The organism is Amycolatopsis rifamycinica (genome assembly GCF_000695625.1).
Classification (GTDB): Bacteria; Actinomycetota; Actinomycetes; order Mycobacteriales; family Pseudonocardiaceae; genus Amycolatopsis; species Amycolatopsis rifamycinica.
Map to the genome: position 1 here is coordinate 1 of NZ_JMQI01000066.1, position 19,830 is coordinate 19,830.

At 73.5% G+C, this 19,830-nt stretch carries 18 protein-coding genes; 10 read left to right on the forward strand and 8 right to left on the reverse strand.

Annotated features, from left to right (window positions below; translation table 11 throughout):
- Nucleotides 1-542: TetR/AcrR family transcriptional regulator (locus DV20_RS31550; RefSeq protein ID WP_043786662.1), on the forward strand; the 542-nt coding region annotated here is incomplete at its 5' end.
- 4 nt (nt 543-546) lie between these two features.
- Here the strand turns inward: DV20_RS31550 and DV20_RS31555 are convergent.
- The 5 genes from DV20_RS31555 to DV20_RS31575 all read right to left on the reverse strand — a co-directional run bounded on the left by DV20_RS31555 (nt 547) and on the right by DV20_RS31575 (nt 4,534).
- Complete coding sequence (locus DV20_RS31555) at nt 547-984, reverse strand: hypothetical protein (protein ID WP_043786665.1); 438 nt, start codon at nt 982-984, stop codon at nt 547-549.
- A 113-nt stretch (nt 985-1,097) separates the two neighbouring features.
- Nucleotides 1,098-2,096, reverse strand: a complete 999-nt coding sequence (locus DV20_RS31560) for an SDR family oxidoreductase (protein WP_043786666.1) — start codon at nt 2,094-2,096, stop codon at nt 1,098-1,100.
- On the reverse strand, nt 2,093-2,404 hold the full coding sequence (locus DV20_RS31565; RefSeq protein ID WP_043786668.1) for a hypothetical protein: 312 nt from the start codon (nt 2,402-2,404) through the stop codon (nt 2,093-2,095). The genes DV20_RS31560 and DV20_RS31565 overlap by 4 nt, the downstream gene beginning before the upstream one ends.
- Nucleotides 2,404-4,197 carry a thiamine pyrophosphate-requiring protein gene (locus DV20_RS31570; RefSeq protein ID WP_043786673.1) on the reverse strand — a complete coding sequence of 598 codons (1,794 nt, stop codon included), beginning with the start codon at nt 4,195-4,197 and terminating at the stop codon, nt 2,404-2,406. The genes DV20_RS31565 and DV20_RS31570 overlap by 1 nt, the downstream gene beginning before the upstream one ends.
- Nucleotides 4,178-4,534: a DUF6292 family protein gene (locus DV20_RS31575; RefSeq protein WP_043786674.1), complete on the reverse strand. Its 357-nt coding sequence runs from the start codon at nt 4,532-4,534 to the stop codon at nt 4,178-4,180. The genes DV20_RS31570 and DV20_RS31575 overlap by 20 nt, the downstream gene beginning before the upstream one ends.
- A 79-nt stretch (nt 4,535-4,613) precedes the next feature.
- Between DV20_RS31575 and DV20_RS31580 the strand changes: the two genes are divergently transcribed.
- From DV20_RS31580 to DV20_RS31595, 4 genes are all read left to right on the forward strand, one after another.
- Nucleotides 4,614-5,090, forward strand: a complete 477-nt coding sequence (locus DV20_RS31580; RefSeq protein WP_043786676.1) for a MarR family winged helix-turn-helix transcriptional regulator — start codon at nt 4,614-4,616, stop codon at nt 5,088-5,090.
- Nucleotides 5,091-5,167: 77 nt separating this feature from the next.
- Complete coding sequence (locus DV20_RS31585) at nt 5,168-7,555, forward strand: molybdopterin oxidoreductase family protein (RefSeq protein WP_043786679.1); 2,388 nt, start codon at nt 5,168-5,170, stop codon at nt 7,553-7,555.
- Nucleotides 7,552-8,031, forward strand: a complete 480-nt coding sequence (locus DV20_RS31590; protein ID WP_043786680.1) for a hypothetical protein — start codon at nt 7,552-7,554, stop codon at nt 8,029-8,031. The genes DV20_RS31585 and DV20_RS31590 overlap by 4 nt, the downstream gene beginning before the upstream one ends.
- A 33-nt stretch (nt 8,032-8,064) precedes the next feature.
- On the forward strand, nt 8,065-8,511 hold the full coding sequence (locus DV20_RS31595; protein ID WP_043786894.1) for a DUF6098 family protein: 447 nt from the start codon (nt 8,065-8,067) through the stop codon (nt 8,509-8,511).
- Between the two features lie 763 nt (nt 8,512-9,274).
- Here DV20_RS31595 and DV20_RS31600 read toward each other — a convergent pair.
- The gene (locus tag DV20_RS31600; RefSeq protein ID WP_043786681.1) at nt 9,275-10,516 is read right to left on the reverse strand and encodes a low temperature requirement protein A; all 1,242 of its coding nucleotides are present in this window, start codon (nt 10,514-10,516) and stop codon (nt 9,275-9,277) included.
- A gap of 466 nt (nt 10,517-10,982) precedes the next feature.
- On the opposite strand from DV20_RS31600, the gene DV20_RS31605 reads away from it, so the two are divergent.
- From DV20_RS31605 to DV20_RS31620, 4 genes are read left to right on the forward strand one after another with little or no spacing between them, the layout of a single operon-like run.
- Nucleotides 10,983-13,724, forward strand: coding sequence for a sensor histidine kinase (locus DV20_RS31605; protein WP_043786684.1), 2,742 nt, complete (start codon nt 10,983-10,985; stop codon nt 13,722-13,724).
- Entirely contained in the window at nt 13,721-14,200 is a 480-nt protein-coding gene (locus DV20_RS31610) for a roadblock/LC7 domain-containing protein (RefSeq protein WP_084093776.1), read from the forward strand. The genes DV20_RS31605 and DV20_RS31610 overlap by 4 nt, the downstream gene beginning before the upstream one ends.
- Entirely contained in the window at nt 14,197-14,577 is a 381-nt protein-coding gene (locus DV20_RS31615) for a DUF742 domain-containing protein (RefSeq protein WP_043786685.1), read from the forward strand. Before DV20_RS31610 ends, DV20_RS31615 begins: the two co-directional genes overlap by 4 nt.
- A 13-nt stretch (nt 14,578-14,590) precedes the next feature.
- A complete protein-coding gene (locus DV20_RS31620; RefSeq protein ID WP_043786686.1) occupies nt 14,591-15,349 on the forward strand; it encodes an MHYT domain-containing protein in 759 nt (252 codons plus the stop codon).
- A gap of 46 nt (nt 15,350-15,395) precedes the next feature.
- Here the strand turns inward: DV20_RS31620 and DV20_RS31625 are convergent, their stop codons facing one another.
- Nucleotides 15,396-17,783, reverse strand: coding sequence for a DUF7617 domain-containing protein (locus DV20_RS31625; RefSeq protein WP_043786687.1), 2,388 nt, complete (start codon nt 17,781-17,783; stop codon nt 15,396-15,398).
- Nucleotides 17,784-18,086: 303 nt separating this feature from the next.
- On the opposite strand from DV20_RS31625, the gene DV20_RS31630 reads away from it, so the two are divergent.
- Complete coding sequence (locus tag DV20_RS31630) at nt 18,087-19,073, forward strand: NAD-dependent epimerase/dehydratase family protein (protein WP_043786691.1); 987 nt, start codon at nt 18,087-18,089, stop codon at nt 19,071-19,073.
- On the opposite strand, the gene DV20_RS31635 is transcribed toward DV20_RS31630, so the two are convergent.
- Nucleotides 19,074-19,826 carry a GntR family transcriptional regulator gene (locus DV20_RS31635; protein ID WP_051736215.1) on the reverse strand — a complete coding sequence of 251 codons (753 nt, stop codon included), beginning with the start codon at nt 19,824-19,826 and terminating at the stop codon, nt 19,074-19,076.
- Nucleotides 19,827-19,830 lie beyond the last annotated feature (4 nt).

Genomic DNA, 19,830 nt, shown 5'->3' on the forward strand with positions numbered 1-19,830 from the left:
GGCGGGCGGAGATCCTCGCGGCCGCCGTCCCGCTGTTCGAACGCGACGGGTTCGCCACGGTGACGAACGGCCGGATCGCCGAGGCGGTGGGGCTGGTCCCGTCCGCGCTCTACCGCTACTTCCCGGGCAAGGCCGACATCCTGGCGGCGGCCTGCCTGCAGGCGGCGGGGCTGCTGGCCCAGGCGGTCGACCACAACCTGCGCGGAACGACCGGCCCGCACGACGCCCTGAGCGCGCTGACGGCGACGTACGTGGCGTACAGCTTCGAGCACAGCGCCCTCAACAGCGTGGCCAACGCGGAAATCGCCGGCTTGCCCGACGGCCTGCGCCGTCCGCTGGTCGCGGCGCAGCGCGAGCACATCGCGGTGTGGGAGCAGCACCTGCGCCAAGCCCGCCCGAACCTCGACGCCCGCCAGGCCCGGGTGCTGGTGCACGCGGGCTTCGGCGTGGTGGTCGAGGCCGGCCGCCGGCTGCGGTGGGCCGACCGTCCGGAGCACCGTGCCGCGGTGGCGGCCTTGCTGGTGGCGGCGCTCGGCCGGTGACCCCTCAGCCGGACGGCTTGGTCTCGCACCGCACCCGCGGCGCGGCTTCGGTCCCGGCGGCCACGCAGTCGACGACCCGGCCGGGCGCGGGAACGGGATAGCTGAAGAAGACCGGCGCGCCGGCGTCCGGGCCCGCGGAGAACTTGACGACCGTGTGCTGCCGGTTTCCGTTCCCGTGCAGGGTTTTCGAGTAGAAAACGGTGTGGGGCCCGATGGCGGTGCTCGTGCCCGCGCCGTCGTCGTCCAGTTCGTGCACGGTGAGGACGAAGTCCCCGGCGGAGTACTTGCCTTCGTTCTCGTGCCCGGCCTCGGCGGGGGTCGTACCGGTGACCTCCGGCGAGACCGGATCGGCGGCGGTGGCGAGCACGGTGGCCCCGGCGGCAACCACGGCAACGCCGGCCACGGCGGCGGAAACGACGACTCGCTTGGCGGTGAACTGCACGGCCCCTCCTCCGGCTCATGAGCAAGCTAGGGGAGGGGAGGACCCGGTCACCTCGGCCGAAGGGGCGGTTCGGCCGCCGCGGCCTCGTCCTTTCGGCCGAGGTGACCGACCGGCTAGGTCCGGGCCCGCCGCCACACCGCCAGCGCCGTCGCGGCCAAGGCGCCGCCGGCGGCGGCGACCGCGCCGTGGTGCCGGCTCGCCCACAGCTGCACACTTCTCGGCTTGGCCTCGTCGTCGAACTGGCCGTGCGCGCCGAAGTCCCGTGCGCGGTCCGCCGGGCTCCACAGGTTCTCGGGCTGCTTCGCGGGCTTGTCCTCGCTCGTCTGTTGCGAACCGTAACCGGTCCGGGCGAGGTAGCGGTCCAGAATCCCCGGCGCGACGGCGTTCGCGATCAGCGTGCCGACCGTGCTGCCGCCGACCCAGTACTCGCGCCGGCGCGGGTGGTCGGCCGCGTGCAGCACCGCGCGCGCCGCGACCTCCGGCTGGTAGATCGGCGCCACCGGCTGGGCCTGGTGCGGCAGCTTGGACCGGACCCAGGAGAACTGCGGGGTGTTCACCGCCGGCATCTGCACCATCGTCGTGCGGACGTGGCTGCCGTCGTGCAGCAGCTCGCAGCGCAACGCCTCGTTGAAGCCCTGGATCGCGTGCTTCGCGCCGCAATACGCGCTCTGCAACGGGATTCCGCGGTACGCCAGCGCCGAGCCGACCTGCACGATCGTGCCCCGGTCGCGGGGCTTCATCCGGCGCAGGGCCGCCATCGTGCCGTGCACGTAGCCGAGGTAGCTGACTTCGGTGACGCGCCGGAACTCGTCGGGCTTGATCTCCTCGAACGGCGCGAACACCGACGTGAACGCCACGTTGACCCACACGTCGATCGGGCCGAGCTCCTGCTCGACCCGGGCGGCGGCGTCGTCGACCCGGTCGAAGTCGGCGACGTCGACGGGGATCGCGAGCGCCGTCCCGCCGGCGCGGGTGACGTCCTCCGCGGCGGCTTCGAGCCCCTTCTCGCCCCGGGCCAGCAGGGCGACGCGCGCCTGCCGCGCCCCGAAGGCCCGGGCGACCGCGCGGCCGATGCCGCCGCTGGCGCCGGTCACGACGACGACCTGGCTCATGACTGCCTCCGTTCTCCGGTGTGGGCCGCGCGGGCCCAGGCGGCCGCGACCACCGCGTTCGCCAGCGCCGCCGTCCGCCACCGGGGGGACACCACGGCCAGACCGAGCATGCTCACGCCGTGCGCCACGTCGATCGTCCAGCCCCAGCGGGCCACCAGGCCGTCCGGCCGCCGCAGCACCGCCGTGGCCTGCGCCAGGTGGCGCAGGCCCAGCGCCAGGGCCACTTCCCGGGGGACCGGCAGTGACCGCGAGGCGGCCACGATGCCGGTGCCCCACACTGCGCGCGCCGCCGCGACTCCGCGCGTCATCAGCTCTTCCCGCCCGGCAGGAACTCCTGCAGCTTCGTTTTGACGCCCTGCGCGACCAGGTGGAACGCGTCGGGGTCGCCCTTGAGGACCGCCTCGGTCGCCGACTTCACCTGCTCGAAGGTCGCGTGCGGCGGGATCGGCGGCACGTCCGGGTCGCAGCGGACGTCCAGCACGGCCGGCTTGCCCGCCGAGAGCACCGTCTCCCACGCCGTGGCCAGCTGGTCCGGCTTGTCGACCGTGACGGCCGCGAGCCCCAGCGACAGGGCGAACCCGGCGTAGTCGACGTCCGGCAGAGTCTGCGACTCCTCGAACTTCGGCGCGCCGCCCATCGCGCGCAGCTCCCAGGTGACCTGGTTGAGGTCGTTGTTGTGGAACACGCAGATCACGCAGCGCGGGTCGCTCCACAGGTGCTGGTACCGCGCGATGGTGATCAGCTCGGCGAGCCCGTTCATCTGCATGGCGCCGTCACCGACCAGGGCGATCACCGGCCGGTCGGGGTGGGCGAACTTGGCCCCGATCGCGTACGGCACGCCCGGGCCCATGGTGGCCAGCGTGCCGGAGAGCGACCCGCGCATGTCGCCGCGCATCCGGAGGTTGCGGGCGTACCAGTTGGTGGACGAGCCGGAGTCCGCGGTGACGATGGCGTCCTCGGGGATCCGCTTCGACAGCTCCGACACGATGGCCATCGGGTTGACCGGCTGGGCGTCCACCGCCGCTTCCTTCTCGACGGTGTCCCACCAGGAGGCGACGTTCTTCTCGATCGTCTCGCGCCACGCCCGGTCCGGCTTGCCCGTCAGCTTCGGCAGCAGCGCCCGCAGCGTGGCCGCGCTGTCCCCGACCAGGTTGACCTCGGTCGGGTAGCGCATCCCGATCAGCCGGCCGTCGAGGTCGATCTGCACGGCCCGCGCCTGGCCGAAGTCCGGCAGGAACTGGCTGTACGGGAAGTTCGAGCCCACGATCAGCAGCGTGTCGCAGTCGCGCATCAGCTCGTAGCTCGGCCGGGTGCCGAGCAACCCGATCGAGCCGGTCACCCACGGCAGGTCGTCGGGCAGGACGTCCTTGCCCAGCAACGCCTTCGCCACGCCGGCGCCGGTGACCTCGGCGACCTGGCGGACCTCCGCGGCCGCGCCGCGCGCGCCCTGGCCGACCAGGATGGCGACCTTTTCACCCGCGTTGAGCACTTCGGCGGCCGCGTCGAGGTCCGCGTCGGCGGGGACCGGCCGCGACCACGCCGTGCCCGGCGGGCTGGAGGGCACCTGCTTGAACGCGTGCTGCGGCGGCGAGTACGCCTCCTCCTGCAGGTCGGCGGGGATGATCAGGGCGGTCGGGCAGCGGGACGACTCGGCCGTCCGGATGGCCCGGTCGAGCGCGTTCGGCAGCTGCTCGGCGACGTTGACCTCGACGAGGTACTCGCTCGCGACGTCCTTGAACAACGCCTGCAGGTCGACCTCCTGCTGGTAGCTGCCGCCCATCGCGCTGCGCGCGGTCTGCCCGACGATCGCGACCACCGGCACGTGGTCGAGCTTCGCGTCGTAGAGCCCGTTGAGCAGGTGGATCGCGCCCGGGCCCGAGGTGGCCATGCAGACACCGACCTTGCCGCTGAACTTCGCGTAGCCGACCGCCGCGAAGGCGGCCATCTCCTCGTGCCGGGCCTGCACGAACCGCGGCTGGTTGTCCGCCTTGCCGAACGCGGCGACGAGCCCGTTGATGCCGTCGCCCGGATAGGCGAAGACCTGCTCCACGCCCCACTCGCGCAGGCGCTGGAGCAGGTAGTCACCGACTGTCTGGCTCATGAGTACTCCCTTGGGGGTGCGGTGCCGCTTCGGTGAGCGCCTCGTGGACCCGGCGAGCCACGACGGCGGGCCGCGGCCGCGCCGGCTCGGGCCACCGGACCAGGACCGCGGGCTCTTCGACGCCGTCCGGCTCCACGGCCAGGCACCACCCGCCGCCGTCGGTCCACGACAGCATCAGGAACCGGCCCGCGCGCCGGGCGGCGAGGGCGATGTACGCGGTCGACGGACTGCCGCATTCGCTCCACGACGCGGCCGGTTCGACGCGCAGCAGCTCGGCGACGGTCTCGACGTAGTCGCGCAGGGCCGCGGCCTCGACGTGCCCGGGATCGGGTTTCACCGGCGCGGACGCCTCCTTTCGTGGTCGCCGTCGGCGCTCACGAATCGCTGTACCCGCTTTCGCCGTCTATCATACTTGCGTGACGCAAACGTGGCAGGAGCCAGACGGAACCGATGCGGCCTTGGCCGCGCTTCGGGCGATGGTGCTGATCGCCGACTCGACCGTCGAGCGGAACACCGAGCAGCTGACCCTGACCCAGTTCCGCGCGCTGCGGGTGGTGGTCGACCGGACGCCGGTCACCATGGGCCGGGTGGCGCGCGAACTGGCGATGAACCCGTCTTCGGTCACCCGGGCGTGTGACCGGCTGGTCGCGCTGAACCTGCTGGAAAAGGCCCCCAACCCGCTGAACCGGCGGGAGACGCTGCTCGCCCCGACCGGGCCGGGGCGGCAGGTGGTCGACCGCGTCGACCGGGACCGCCGCCGGGTGCTGGCGGGCGTCCTGAACCGGCTCGACCCGCCGGCGCGCACGGCGGCGATCGCCGCGTTCGAGCGGTTCGCCCGGGCGGTGGAAACGGACGAATCGGAATCCCGCTCACTTTTGCGTCGCGCAAATTAAATGGCGCGAAACGACGTTTGCCGACGGGAAAGCCGGGTACCCCGGCGACAGCTAGGTCGTGATCGGAGGTCCTTGCGGTGGGAAAGCGTGACGGAATCACCGAGCCCTGGGGGACCAGAACGCCGTACGGACCGGGCGAGCCGTGGCCGGTGCGGGTGGACAGCCACCTCGACGGCGACCTGCGGCCGGACGACGTTGACCGCTGGGTCCGCAGCGCCGCGGTGCTGCACTCCAACGGCGACGGGCTCGACATCGCGGTGAAGGACGGCCGGATCGCCGGGGTCCGCGGCCGCGCGGACGACCGCGTCAACCACGGCCGCCTCGACCCGAAGGACCTCTTCGGCTGGCAGGCGAACTCCTCGCCGGACCGGCTGACGACCCCGCTGGTGCGCAAGGACGGCGAGCTCGTCGAGGCGAGCTGGGACGAGGCGATGGACCTGGTCGTGCGGCGCAGCAAGGAACTGCTGGACGAACAGGGGCCCGGCGCGCTCGGGTTCTACACCAGCGGCCAGCTGTTCGCCGAGGAGTACTACACGCTCGCCGCGATCGCCCGCGGCGGGCTGGGCACCAACCACCTCGACGGCAACACCCGGCTCTGCACGGCGACCGCGGCCGCGGCGCTGAAGGAGTCCTTCGGCTGCGACGGCCAGCCGTCGTCCTACACCGACGTCGACCACGCCGACGTCATCGCCCTCTTCGGCCACAACATGGCCGAAACCCAGGCCGTCCTGTGGTCGCGCATCCTCGACCGGCTCGCCGGGCCCCGGCCACCGGCGGTCCTGTGCGTCGATCCGCGCGACACCCCGGTCGCCCGGGCGGCGACGCTGCACCTGGCGCCGCTGCCCGGGACCAACGTGGCCCTGATGAACGGGATCCTGCACGAGATCATCGAGCACGGGTGGGTCGACCGCGAGTACGTCGAGCGCTGCACGGTCGGCTACGACGACCTCGCCGCGCTGGTCGCGGACTACCCGCCCGAGCGCGCCGCGGAGATCTGCGGGCTGGACGCCGGCGAGATCCGCGAAGCCGCCCGGCTGCTCGGCTCGGCGGAGCGGCTGCTGTGCACGGTGCTGCAGGGCTTCTACCAGTCCCACCAGGCGTCCGCGGCCGCGGTTCAGGTCAACAACCTCGTGCTGCTGCGCGGCATGCTGGGCAAGCCCGGCGCGGGCGTGCTGCAGATGAACGGCCAGCCCACCGCGCAGAACACGCGCGAATGCGGCGCCGACGGCGACCTGACCGGCTTCCGGAACTGGGCCAACGACGCGCACGTGGCCGAGCTGGCGGCGCTGTGGAACGTCGACGTCGGCAAGATCCCGCACTACGGGCCGCCGACGCACCTCATGCAGATGCTGCGCTACGCCGAAACCGGCACCCTGCGGTTCCTGTGGGTATCGGCCACCAACCCGGTCGTGTCGCTGCCCGAACTGCACCGGATCCGGTCCATCCTGGACTCGCCGCGGCTGTTCCTGGTCGTGCAGGACGCCTTCCTCACCGAGACCGCCGAGCTGGCCGACGTGGTGCTGCCCGCGGCGATGTGGGGCGAGAAGACCGGCACCTTCACCAACGTCGACCGCACGGTGCACCTGTCGGAGAAGGCGGTCGAGCCGCCCGGGCAGGCGCGCCCGGACCTCGACATCTTCCTGGACTACGCGCGGCGCATGGACTTCCGGGGCAACGACGGAGAGCCGTTCCCGCAGTGGCACGACGCCGAAACCGCGTTCGAAGCGTGGAAACGCGCGTCGGCGGGCCGGCCGTGCGACTACAGCGGCCTGAGCTACGCGAAACTGCGCGAGGTCAGCGGCGTCCAGTGGCCGTGCACTCCGGACAGTCCGGAGGGGACCGAACGGCTCTACACCGACGGGAAGTTCTTCGCCCAGCCGGACTACTGCGAGGGCTACGGTCGCGACCTCGTCACCGGGGCGCCGATGGAACCCACCGAGTACCGGGCGATGAACCCGGACGGCAAGGCCATGCTCAAGGCGGCCGAGTACCTCCCGGCGCACGAAACGCCGTCCGAAGACCACCCGTTCTTCCTGATCAACGGCCGGACGATCTACCACTTCCACACCCGCACGAAGACCGGCCGGGCACCGGAGCTGCGCGCGGCCGCGCCGGAGGTGTGGCTCGAGGTGTCCGCACGGGACGCGGAGGCCGCCGGGCTCGCCGAGGGCGACCTCGCGGAGGTCTCCACACCGCGCGGGGCGGTCCGCGCCCGGGTCCGCATCGGCGGCATCCGCGACGGCGTGCTGTTCCTGCCGTTCCACTACGGCTACTGGGACGTCGAACACCCGGCGGGCAAGGACGGCGACCGCGCGGCCAACGAGCTCACCTTCACCGACTGGGACCCGGTGTCCAAGCAGCCGCTGTTCAAGACGGCCGCGGCCGCGCTCCGCCGGGTCGGCGCCGTGGCTGCCCCGGCCGCCGAGCCGGTGCCCGCGACGGTCGACGAGGAGGTCGTCCGATGAAGCTCGACCTCGTCCTGCGCGAACTGCACCGCGCGGAGACGGCGATGGCCAAGGACCTGCTGAAGGCGTCCGACCGCCACCACGCCGAACACGAGATCCACCACCTCGCCCGCGACCTGGCCGGCTGGTCGGCGGCGCACGTGCGCGAGATCGCCCGGGCCGGCCGCGCCCACGGCCTCGACCTCGGCGAGGACGTCCCCGGTCCCGGCCCGCTGGAGCCGTTGCGGACGGCCCTGTCCGAGCTGAGCGGCCGCCGCCCCGAGCCGGGCGTGCTGCTGCTGGCCGACCTGCGCCGACTGCACCGCCGCGCGGCGGGCGTGTCACTCGACTGGGAGCTGCTGGCGCAGAGCGCCCAGGCCGCGAAGGACACCGGACTGCTGGAGCTGGCGACCCGCTGCCACCCGCAGACGCTGCGGCAGCTGAAGTGGACGAACGCGATGCTGAAGGTGCTATCGCCGCAGATCCTGACCAACTAGGTTAGCCGGCCGCCGGGCGGGTAAAGCGTGATCATGCTGCCCACGGTGAAGGATCTGGCCGAGCTGGCCCGGCTCTTCGGAGCGGAAGGCGACGACCTGTACGTCCGCTGGTCCCGGGGCCCGGAGGTCGACCTCGCGGACAGCGCGTCGAGCCGCGACGGGCTGACCGGGATCCCGCTGCCCGGCCTGTCGGCGAACTCCCTGCGGCTGGAGCAGTGGTGGCACGACCGCTCCCTGCGGCTGTGGCTGGCCCGCCGCCTCTACGACTACGAGCACCTGCGCAGCCTGCGCGGCCCGGACGTACGGCCGTGGGTGCTGCGCGGCCGCGAGATCGCCCGCGGCCCGGACAACGAGCCGCTGGTGGTGGCCGTGGAGCCGCTGGCCTGGGTGGCGGACGAGGTGCTGCAGGAGGCTCGCGAGCTGGTGGACGAGCAGGGGTCCCGCGAGTGGGGTCCGATGGACCGCCGGGCGCACCGCTGAGGGTGGGCCACGCCCGGGCTGGACCGGTAGCAGGCGCGGGCCGCGACCCGCCCGACCTCCGAGAGCAGGGCTGGCCGCCCGGGTGCAGCGCTGGCCGCCGGGGTGCAGTGCCGGGAGCCTGCGGGCAGCGCCGGCCGGGGCGGCATTCGGCGGGGAGGGACGCCCGCCGGAGGGCAGTTTCCGCCGGAGAGCACTGGCCGCCGGGGTACGCGCTGGCTGCGGGCGAGCAGCGCCGGGAGCCCCGAGAGGCGCTCGCCGGGGAGCTGTGCCCGCGCGAGAGCTGTGCCCGCGCGAGAGCTGTGCCCGGGCGAGAGCTGTGCCCGGGCGAGAGCTGTGCCCGGGCGAGAGCTGTGCCCGGGCGAGAGCTGTGCCCGGGCGAGAGCTGTGCCCGGGCGAGAGCTGTGCCCGGGCGAGAGCTGTGCCCGGGCGAGAGCTGTGCCCGGGCGAGAGCTGTGCCCGGGCGAGAGCTGTGCCCGGGCGAGAGCTGTGCCCGGGCGAGAGCTGTGCCCGGGCGAGAGCTGTGCCCGGGCGAGAGCTGTGCCCGGGCGAGAGCTGTGCCCGGGCGAGAGCTGTGCCCGCGCGAGAGCTGTGCCCGCGCGAGAGCAGCGCCCGCCTGAGAGCAGCGCCCGCCTGAGAGCAGCGCCCAGGGGGTCCGTCCCCGCTCCAGCGTATCGACCCGCCCCGACGGAAAATCCGCCGAAGCCGCCCCTCGAGCCCCCCTTGTCCACACCCCGCCCCGAATGTGGGCAACCGGCGAAAGTCCTCAGCCGCCCTCGGGTTCCGGGCGGCGGTGGTCGGCGATCTGCCTCAAGAACGCCACCGGGTCGTCGCCGAGGCGAGTCAGGTTGCGGTGGCGGATCACCGCCGTCGCCACGGCCGTCGCCGCCGCCCACACCGCGATCACCAGCACCACCGCCGGTGCCGGCAGCACGCGGTCGAGGAACGCCAGGTTGACCGTCGCCGCCAGTGCCGCCACCCGGGCCAGCGCGAAGTACCAGCGGTGCGATCCCGCCGCGAAGACGCGCGTTCCGGCCAGGTACATCGTCAGGCCCGCCGTCGTGAACCACGCTGCCGCGTGGGGTGGGGACTCGTGCAGGGACAGGTTGATCCCCGCCGCCATCAGCAGCAGCGCGAACGCCGGCATCAGGTGGCCGCCCGCGTACAGCGAGTACGCCAGCGCGGGGTTGCCGCCCGAAAACCCGAGCATGCGCTCGTAGATTTCCGCCGCCGAGGAGAAGTACACCCACCACAGCGCCCCGGCCAGGACGAGCCCGCCGGCTAGGGCCAGCCAGTACCCCAGGTCGTCGGCCGGGCGCTCGAGCGCCGCCGTGCCGACCGTGATCACCAGCTCGCCGAGCAGCAGGATCATGAACAGCCCGAACCGCTCGGCCAGGTGCGCCGAGTCGACCGCCAGGTTCGGGTCGCGCGGCGGCGTCAACATGATCCGCCACCGGGCCGCCCGCGTGGGCCGTTCGCCACGACGCCGGTCGGGGCGGTCGCCCAGCAGCAGGAACCCGGCCTCCTGCACCAGCGCGAACGCCCACACCAGGCCGTGGTGCGGCAGGACCGCCGAGACGCCGAACAGAACCGCCGAAACCGCGTAGCCCCAGCTGATCCGCCGCTGGTCACCGCCGCCGCGCGGCCAGCGGTGCGCGGCCGCCAGGACCAGCCGGACCGCGGCCATGGCCGCGGCGAAGATCGCCGGGTGCCCTTCGAAGACGTGGTGCGCCTGGGTCGCGGCGATCCCGCACGGGATCGTGCCGGCGAGCACGAACAGCCGGTCGGCGACGCGGCTGTCGTCGCCGCGCCGGTTGTACAGCACCGCGAAGCCGATCCACGTCCACCAGAGCGTCGCGAACAGGCCGAGCGCCGCCGCGGCGCGCGCCCAGTGCGGGTCCGCGACGATGCCGTGCGCCACCTGGCCCACCGCGAACACGAAGACGAGGTCGAAGTACAGCTCGACCCAGCCGACCCGCTTGCCGCCCCGTTCGTCCACTTCGGTCACGGCCGCGATTCTGCCGCGTCCCGGGTCGGGACTTCCACCCGGGCACATCGCGGAAATTAATAACCCACCATTCGAGCGATGGCCGAATTCGCCCCGGCGACTGCTGTGGGTAATTCTGCCGCCAGTGTGCGGGAGGATTTGAGCCACCGCCGGGTAGTCGCCGGAGCTGCGCAAATATGTTTGAACGATGTACAAGCAGCGACCGGAAGAACACGTTGTGTCAACCGCGGGAGGGTGCCGGAAATAATTCGAAGCCGGCATTCCGAAACGCCGCTGCGCAGGGTTGACAACCACGCCGGGGGTGATGTTCGCTGCTGATCGGCTCGATCAACGCCACGTCGTACCCGGTCCGGGAGCCGGGTTCCCGTCCGCTTCTCCGGCGTCCTCGATCGGCCCCTGGGGCCCCCTCGTCCTGTCCGAGTTCGACGTCAGCCGTCCGCGCGGCTGGGAATCGAGCGATTCCGCCATGCACGAAAGCAGATCCACGCCCCGCCGCCCGGCGGACGCCGCGTGGTGGCCGGCGCACTGGAGCGTCCGCACCAAGATCAGCGTCGTCCTGCTGCTGCCGGTCCTGGTCGCGGTGGCGCTCGCGGAAATCCGGATCCAGGGCGAACTCGACCGGGCCACGGCGCTCAGCGCGGCCCGCGACCGGCTGCCGGTGCTGCGCGACACGATCGCCCTGACCGCCTCCCTCGGCGAGGAGATGGTCGCCGCCGTCGCGGTCCCGGCCGGGGCGCCGGACACGCTCACCGCGGCCGTCGACGCGAAGGTGGCCGCGGTCCAGCGCGACGCCGGGTTCGCGCCGCTGCCTGGCGACAGCGGCCGGGCGCTGAACACCGCGCTCGGCAAGCTGTCCGGGATCCGCGCGGCCGGCGCCGGCGGCGGCGACTTCCGCACGAAAGCCGCCGGCTACAACGACATCATCGCCACTCTCGGCGACCTGGTGCCCGCCTTCGTCCCGGCCGACGCCGGCAACGCGGAGACCGCCCGGCTGCTGGTACACCTGCGTGGCGAACTGGCCACCGAAGAGACCTACCGCCGGGCCGCGCAGAACAGCCCGGACGACGCTTCGCTGCGCCCGGCCGTCATCCAGACCGCCGCCGAGCAGGAGGTGCTCGCCGAACAGGCGGAGCACCAGCTGGCCGGCGCGCAGCTGGCCCGGTTCACCGCGGCGACCGGCGCCGCCGACGCCCGGCTCGACGCCCTCCAGGAACCGAACGGCGGCCGCCCGCTGGCGTCCTTGCTGCCCTCGATCACCGCCGAGACAGCGGGGGTGACCGGCGTGCTGGACGACGTCGTGACGCAGCTGTCGGCGAACGTGTCGGCGGCGGCCGACGACGCGCGGTCGGACTCCCTGCGCGACACCGCGCTGGTGCTGGGCGCGCTGCTCGGCGCGCTCGCGATCGCGCTGCTGGTGGTGCGCTCGCTGGTCACGCCGGTGCGCCGGCTGCGCGCGGCCGCCCTGAGCGCGGCGAACGACCAGCTCCCGGAGACCGTGCGGCAGATCCGCGAGGGCCACGACGTCGACTGGCGCGCGGTGCCCGATTCCGGCGTGCGGACGGACGAGGAGATCGGGCAGCTGGCGCGGGCGTTCGACGACATGCACCGCCAGGCCGTGCGGCTCGCCGTCGAGCAGGCCGAGCTGCGCAAGCAGGTCAGCGAGATGTTCATGACGCTGTCGCGGCGGAGCCAGTCGCTGGTCGAGCAGCAGCTGTCGATCATCGAAGACCTGGAAGCGGGGGAGCAGAACCCGCGGCGGCTCGACGAGCTGTTCCGCATCGACCACATCGCGACCCGGCTGCGCCGCAACGGCGAGAACCTGCACGTCCTGGCGGGCGGCCGCCCGGTCCGCCACGGCCGCGAACCGGTGCCGACGCGCGACCTGCTGCGCGCGGCGACCTCGGAGGTCAAGGACTACCGCCGGGTCGCGCTGGGCAACGCACCGCGCGGTGCGGTCCAGCCCGAGGCGGCGGCGGACGTGGTGCACATCCTGGCGGAGCTGCTGGAGAACGCGACGCGCTTTTCGCCGCCGGAGCACAAGGTGGCCCTGACGGCCGACCGCGGCGCCGACGGCGGCCTGCTCATCGAGGTGGTCGACCAGGGACTGGGCATGACGCCGGCGGAGCTCGCGACGGTGAACGAGCGGCTGGCGGCGGCCGGCACGGTCGGCCCGGAGACGACCCGCCGGATGGGCCTGTTCGTCGTCGGCAGGCTCGCGGCGCTGCACGGGGTGACGGTGCGCCTGCGGTCCACGGGAACGGCGGCCCGCCACGCGGGGGTGACGGCCAGCGTCCACGTCCCGGGCGCACTGGTGGTCGCGGACCTGGCCCGCCCGATCGGCGCGGGCCGGGCGGTGGCGGCGATCCGCAACGGGAACTCCCGGCCACCGGCGGTCCCGGCCCAAGCCTCGACGCCGATCTTCGAGCAGGTGGTGACGAGCTGGTTCACCGAGCCGGCGGCCAAGCCGGTGGTCCGCCGGAACGGAACGACGGGCCCGGCGAGGCGGCCGACGGTGGGGGATCCGGCCCCGGCCCCGGCCCCGGCCTCGGCACCGGCTCCGGCTCCGGCCTCAGCCTCGGCTCCGGCTCCGGCCTCGGCACCGGCTCCGGCTCCGACTCCGGCCTCGGCACCGGCCCCGGCACCGGCACCGGCGAGCGGACCTGCGCTCGAAGCTTCCGCCGCGCACGGAGCACCGGTGGTCGAGTCAGCGGACTGGCCGCCCGCGGCCGAAACCCCCGCGAGTCCGGTCGACCGGGTGGCCCACGCCGAGCGGGCGGGCGAGACTTCCGGAGCGCATCGGGCCATCGCGGCGGAGAACGCCACGGAGACTCCGGCCGTCACCGCCGCTCCGGCGCAAGCCGCCTCCACCGCTCCGGCGCAAGCCGCCGGCTCCACCCGGCCCGCACTCACCCCGGTCGGCGACTGGGACACCCCCGCCGATCGCACGCGGCAAGCCGCCGAAAGCGCTCTCCAGCCCGCCGCCGCGCAGCGGCTCACCGACGCCGGCCTGCCCACCCGGCGGCCCGGGGCGCAGCTCGCGCCCGGCGCCGTCGTCCCCCGGGTGCGCGAACAGACCGGTGGCTCTTTCCGCGACGCCGCCGCCGTGCGCAGCAGTCTCTCCCGGCACTACCAGGGCATGCGCGCCGCCCGGTTGGAGAGCGCGGCGCGCGCCGAACAACCCGGAAAGGACGAAGTGGATCCGCGATGACGGAACTGCACCCCCGGCGCTCCGCCGGCCAGCAGGCGGCCGGCCCCCTCGGCGGAACGTTGCCACCCGAACGGTCCGCGACGCTGAACTGGCTGGTCAACGGGTTCGTCCAGGACGTTTCCGGGGTCGCGCACGCCGTGCTCGTCTCCGCCGACGGCCTGCTCGTCGCCGGCGATGAGGCGCTGCCCCGCGAGCGCGGCGACCAGCTCGCGGCCATCGCGGCCGGCCTGTCCAGCCTGTCGCTGGGCACCGCCGAGCTGTTCACCGCCGGGCGGGTCGTGCAGTCGGTGATCGAGATGGAACAGGGGTTCCTGCTGCTGATGAGCGTCGGCGACGGCTCGAACCTCGTCGTGCTCGCCTCGACCGGCTGCGACATCGGGCTGGTCGGCTACGAGATGACGATGCTGGTCGAGCGGGTGGGGCAGAAGGTCGACGTGCCCGCGCGCGAGATACCGGTGGCCCAGGACCACCGGTGACCGACGACGCGCACGGGGACGAGCCGCGCCGCAGCCCGGCGCTCGCCCGTCCCTACGCGTGGACGGAAGGCCGGACGGCCCCGTCGGTCGAGATCGCCGTCGAGGCACTGGTCGAGACCACGGCCGACGGCCGGGCCGAAGCCGTCCACCAGTCGTCGAACGCGTCCGCGGAGGTGCTCGAGCTGTGCGTCCGGCCGCGGTCGCCGATGGAGATCGCCGCGCTGCTGGCCCTGCCGCTCGGCGTGGTCCGCGTGCTCGTGGCGGACCTGATGGAGGACCACCTGGTGATCGTCCGCGACACGCTGTCGGACACCGCCACCTGGGACGAGCGCCACGACCTGATGGAACGCGTGCTGTACGGGCTGCGCGACCTGTAGAGAGGACTTCGCCATGGAGCATTTCGCGCTGGGGCACTGGCTGCTCGTGCTCGCGTACCTGACGTCGGTGGTCGGCTGCGCGCTCGGGCTGGCGTGCGCGGTGCAGGCCCGCCACGCCGCCGATCCCCGCCACCGCGTGCGGTGGCTGGTGCTGGCGGCGATCTCGATCGGCGGCGTCGGCATCTGGCTGATGCACTTCGTGGCGATGCTCGGCTTCAGCACCCCGGGCATGCCGGTCCGCTACGACATCTTCCGCACGGTCCTGTCGGCGATCCTGTCGGTGACGGCGGTGTTCGCGGGGCTCCTGGTGGTGGGCGGCCGCGCGAAGTTCGGCTGGTGGCGCCTCGCCCTCGGCGGCGTGATCACCGGCCTGGCCGTGAACGTCATGCACTACACGGGCATGTCGGCGCTGCGGGTCAAGGGTGACTTCGGCTACGACGGCGGGCTGGTGGCGCTGTCGGTGGTGATCGCCGTGGTGGCGGCGACGGCGGCGCTGTGGTTCGCGGTCTTCCTCGACCGCCTCGCGTTGCGGTTGGTGGCGGGGTTCGTGATGGGCGCGGCGGTGACGGGCATGCACTACACGGGCATGGCGGCGGTCCGGATGACCATGGACCCCAACGCCCCGGATCCGGCGGGCGCGGAGGTGTTCTCCTTCCTGTTCCCGGTGTTCGTGCTGGCGGCGATCGCGATGGCGGTGCCCCTGTGCGCGGTCCTGATGGCGCCCGCGGTCGCGCCGAAGGCACCCGAGCCCGCCGACGCCGTCCCGGTGTGAGCCGGCCCGCGGGGGAACGTCCCCGCGAGCCGGCGGTCTCACCTCCCTACAGGCCGCACAGCAGCGAACAGGCCTTGGCCGCCGACCAGTCCGTTGTGGACGGAGGTGTCCCCGGCGGGACGTTCACCGGTACGTAGGTCACCTTCGCCTTGTTGGTGATCGGGAACAGGTTCAGCAGCGCGAACGTCGTGCAGTGCACCTGCTTCGACTGGCCCGCCGCCAGGGTGAACGGACCCGTCTGGCACGACGGCTCCACGGTGTCCACCACCTGCGCGGACGTGATGCCCACCGGACCCTGGTTCGTCACCGTGATCCGCCAGTACGCCGACGCGGCGAGCACGCCGAGCAGCCCCACCGGGGCCTGTTTCGCCCACGGTCCGGCGCCGCCCGGGCCGCACTGGTCCGGGTGGACCGCCGTGCAGATCTCCTTCTCCACGGTCACCTTCGGGGTGCACGACGCGCCCGGGGCGACCGGGAGCGTCACCGTGTTGGACGTGAACGAACCCGTCGAGTCCGTGCCGGTCGCCGTGTTCGCCACCGACGTCACCGCGCAGTCCGCCGAGATCGTCGTGCGGAAGCACAGCTGGGGTGCGTCGCCGGCGAAGTCGACCACCAGTGAACCGCTGAAGCCCGCCGCGCTGCGCAGGACCAGCGTCGTCGTCACGGTGATCGAGGGGTGCGCCGCCACCGAGACGCCGGTCAGGTCGACCGAGCCGTCCGGGGCGAAGCCCGGGGTCGCCACCACCGCGTTGTCCTGGTCGACGACCGTCACCCGCGACGCCGCGAAGTCGACGTTCGCCGGGTCGACGCCCGTCAGCCGCGCGGACGTGTAGCCCTGGACGTGCGCACCGCCGTCGCAATAGAAGTCACCCGGACGCAGGGTCACCTGCCCGCCGGAGCGGACACACGGCGTCGCGCCGGTGGCCGGGTCCATCGAGAACAGCACGCCCGCGTCGCCGAGGCCGATCAGGCAGCCGGACGGCTGGTCGTACGCGTAGCCGTAGTCCCGGGTGTCGCCCCCGGCGGCGTTCGGGTGCGTGATCCGCGTGGGCAGTCCCGCACACGCCGCGCCGGTCGCCCAGTCGTGGCACAGGGCCGCACCGGCGATACCCCCGTTCCACACCGGGAGGTAGCTGCGCAGGTGACCGCCCGGATCGGGGACGACCTCCGGGTTGAAGACGTAGGTCCCGTTCGGCAGCGCGGCCGCGCTCGGGGGCACCGGCAGGGCCGAGCCGTCGAGGGCGTAGCACGTCGTGACGTTGGTGCCGCCGGTCGTCGACGAACACGCACCCACCGGGACACCGGTGGTGCTGTACGCCGTGTAGGCGTTGTAGGTGACATTGCCCGCCGGTCCTGTGGGCCGGGAAGACGCCCAGCCCGCGCAGGCCGCGGCCGTCGCCGGGTCGAAGCAGCCCAGTGCCGGCGGCAGCGCGGTGCCCGGTGCCGCCGTGGACGCGAACACCTTGCCCGCCACCACGGTCACCGCGCCGTAGACGTACGGCTGGTCGGCTGCGGGCAGGATCGGGGCGTACGGCTGGCCGCCGCAGGCGCTCTGCGTGGCGATGGTCCAGCAGAGCACCGCGCCGGAGCTGACCACGCCGTACAGGTTTCCGCCGCTTTCGGCGAAACCCGTGAGGTTGTGCACCGGCGGCGACCCGCCGAGGGCGGCCAGTGGCCAGAACCCGCAGTTGGCCGCCGCGGCCAGGTCGAGGCAGCCGACGCCGGCCGACGTCGCCGTCAGGCCGGGGTAGTAGACCTTCGCGGGCGCGGCCGGATCCCGGACGTACTGCTCGATCAAGGGTGAGGTGATGTCCCCGGCCCCCAGGGTGCCGAGCGGGCCGGGCGCGGTGTTGAGCACCTTCGGCCACGGTCCGCCCGGGCACCGCTGCCCGGTGGCGAGATCGGTGCAGACCACCTTCGGCGAGGTGGCCGCCGAATGGTGGAAGATGTTCCAGGCCTGCAGCACGCCGCCCGGGGTGCGGTACAGGATCGGGGTGAAGCCGTCGCCGCCGGTCGCCGTGGTCACCGCCTGCACGGGCGGGGTCAGCGCACCGCTCAGCCGGGTCGCGTCGGGCCCGGCGGCGGGGTTCGTCCCGCGGACGGCGGTGACGCCGGACGCCGGTTCGGTCCCGGTGAACGTGCTGCCGTCGGTGGACCACTCCGGCGTCCAGCCGGGCGGGACGTGCAGCGAGCCCGCCTGGTAGGCCTGCCCGGCGCCGACGGCGTCGGTGACGGTGGCGGCGCCGGTCGTGGTCGCGTGGTCTTCGTAGCCGACGACCCACTTCGCGGTCGCGCCGTGCGCGGCCGGGGAACCGGTGCCCTGCACGGACTTCGTCAGCGCCGAGACCGCCGGCTCGGCGGCCGCGGGCAGCGGGGCGGCGGTGGCCGCCGTCAGCACCAGGGGCAGGACCGCCCCCAGCATGCGTCTTCGCATGGTTGGTCCTCGATTCCGGAAAAGGAGGGAAATGGCCGGGAATCGTTTTCCTGGCCGAAGGAAAATCCTATGCCGCGTGGACCCGAGATTTGAAGCGCTTTCACTCCGGCGCCGAAAAGGCAAGGCGAACAGCGCAATTCCCGGCCGGTGCGCCGGGGTGCGCACCTGCCGTGGCGAGCGGACCTCGGGCGGCCGTCACCCGGACGCCGCCCGTCGTTCACTCGTTCGGGTAACGCTGAGCGGGACATCCGCTGTCAGCGAAACCGCCTGGCCGAACGGCGCTCCCGGTGCTTGTGTCCGGGTATGGAGATCTTGGTGCTGGGCGGGACGGCGTGGGTGGGCCGGGAACTGTCACGGCAGGCGATCGGACGCGGCCACCGGGTGACCTGCCTCGCGCGGGGCGAGAGCGGCGAAGTGGCGGACGGAGCGACGCTGGTCGCGGCCGACCGGCGTGCTCCGTCGGCATACGAACCCGTGCTGGACCGGGGGTGGGACGCGGTCGTCGAGGTGTCCTGGCAGCCGGGCTTCGTGCGCGGAGCGCTCGAGGCGCTGGGTGGCCAGGCCGGGCACTGGGTGTACGTCTCGTCCGGCAACGTCTACGCCTCCCACGCCACGCCGGGGGCGGACGAGTCCGCGGCCCTGCTCCCCCCGACGGACCGGAACGAGGCCGGCCGCGAGGTGTACGGCGAGGCGAAGGTCGCCTGCGAGCAGGCGTCGGCGGCCGCGGTGGGCGACCGCCTCCTCGTCGCCCGCGCCGGGCTCATCGGCGGACCGGGCGATCACACCGGGCGCTCCGGCTACTGGGTCGCCCGCGCGGCCCGCGATCCGCGCGGGCCGATGCTGGTCCCCGGCACGCCGTCGCTGCCCACTCAGGTGATCGACGTGCGGGACCTCGCCGCGTGGCTGCTCGACTCCGCCGAGACGGGCGCCACCGGCACGTACAACGCCGTCGGCCCGGTCGTTCCGTTCGCCGAATGGATCGAGCTGTCCCGCGCGGCCGGCGGGCACACCGGTCCGGTGGTCACCGCCGAACCGGCGTGGCTGCTCGCCCAGGGCGTGGCCGAGTACATGGGGCCCGAGTCGCTGGCGATGTGGCTGGTCGAGCCGGGCTGGGAGGGGTGGTCGGCCCGGGACGGGTCCGCGGCACGCGCCGCGGGGCTGCGGCACCGGCCCCGGGCGGAGCTGCTGGCCGACACGCTGCGCTGGGAACGCGAGCAGGGCCTGGACCGGGAACGCCAGGCGGGCCTCAGCGCGCGGCGCGAGCGCGAGCTGCTCGACGCCCTCGGCTGACTAACCCGATTCGGCGTCGAACCGCAGTTTCGACGTGATGCGATAACGGTCGCCGCGGTAGACCGAGCGGGTCAGCTCGACGATCCGGCCCGTCGTGTCGCGGGTGAGCCGCTCGATGTGCAGGATCGGGGCGTACACGGCGATTTCGAGCAGCTCGGCCTGGCCGGGGTCGGTCACCGCGGGCTCGATCGTCTGCACCGCGTCCTGCACGGTGATCCCGAAGCGTTCCCGCAGCAGCCGGTAGAAGTTGCCGGTTTCGAGGTCCGCCGGGCGCAGGCCGGGGACCAGGGGAGCGGGCAGCGCCAGGTGTTCGATCGCGATCGGTTCGTCGTCGACGTGCCGGACGCGGGTGACGCGCAGGACCGGCGTGCCCGGCTCGAGCTCCAGCTCCCCGGCCAGTGACCGCGGGGCGGGGGAGACCGCGAACGCGACCACCCGGCTGGTCCAGTGGCCTTCGGCGGGCGGCACCGCGAGGCCGGTCGCCAGTTCCTGGGTGACCTTCTGCGGGCTGGTAAAGGTGCCGCGCCCGCGTTGGCGCACCAGCAGCCCGGTGCGGGTCAGCTCGTCGATGGCCGCCCGGACGGTCGGGCGGGACACGCCGAGCTCCGCGGCCAGCTCCCGTTCGGACGCGAGCCCGGTGCCGGGACCGGCGTTCTCGATGACGTTCAGCAGGTGCCGGCGGACGCGGTCGCGCTTGACGGTGGGCGGGCGCTCTGTGGAGCCCCCGGCCTGGGGCGAAGCCTCGGATGTCACAGCG

Excerpts from the sequence above, each read along its gene's own strand:
- DV20_RS31570 (WP_043786673.1), bottom strand. The coding sequence starts at position 4,197 with ATGAGCCAGACAGTCGGTGACTACCTGCTCCAGCGCCTGCGCGAGTGG.
- DV20_RS31565 (WP_043786668.1), bottom strand. The coding sequence starts at position 2,404 with ATGACGCGCGGAGTCGCGGCGGCGCGCGCAGTGTGGGGCACCGGCATC.
- DV20_RS31630 (WP_043786691.1), top strand. The coding sequence starts at position 18,087 with ATGGAGATCTTGGTGCTGGGCGGGACGGCGTGGGTGGGCCGGGAACTG.
- DV20_RS31595 (WP_043786894.1), top strand. The coding sequence starts at position 8,065 with ATGCTGCCCACGGTGAAGGATCTGGCCGAGCTGGCCCGGCTCTTCGGA.
- DV20_RS31625 (WP_043786687.1), bottom strand. The coding sequence starts at position 17,783 with ATGCGAAGACGCATGCTGGGGGCGGTCCTGCCCCTGGTGCTGACGGCG.
- DV20_RS31610 (WP_084093776.1), top strand. The coding sequence starts at position 13,721 with ATGACGGAACTGCACCCCCGGCGCTCCGCCGGCCAGCAGGCGGCCGGC.
- DV20_RS31590 (WP_043786680.1), top strand. The coding sequence starts at position 7,552 with ATGAAGCTCGACCTCGTCCTGCGCGAACTGCACCGCGCGGAGACGGCG.
- DV20_RS31620 (WP_043786686.1), top strand. The coding sequence starts at position 14,591 with ATGGAGCATTTCGCGCTGGGGCACTGGCTGCTCGTGCTCGCGTACCTG.
- DV20_RS31560 (WP_043786666.1), bottom strand. The coding sequence starts at position 2,096 with ATGAGCCAGGTCGTCGTCGTGACCGGCGCCAGCGGCGGCATCGGCCGC.
- DV20_RS31605 (WP_043786684.1), top strand. The coding sequence starts at position 10,983 with ATGCACGAAAGCAGATCCACGCCCCGCCGCCCGGCGGACGCCGCGTGG.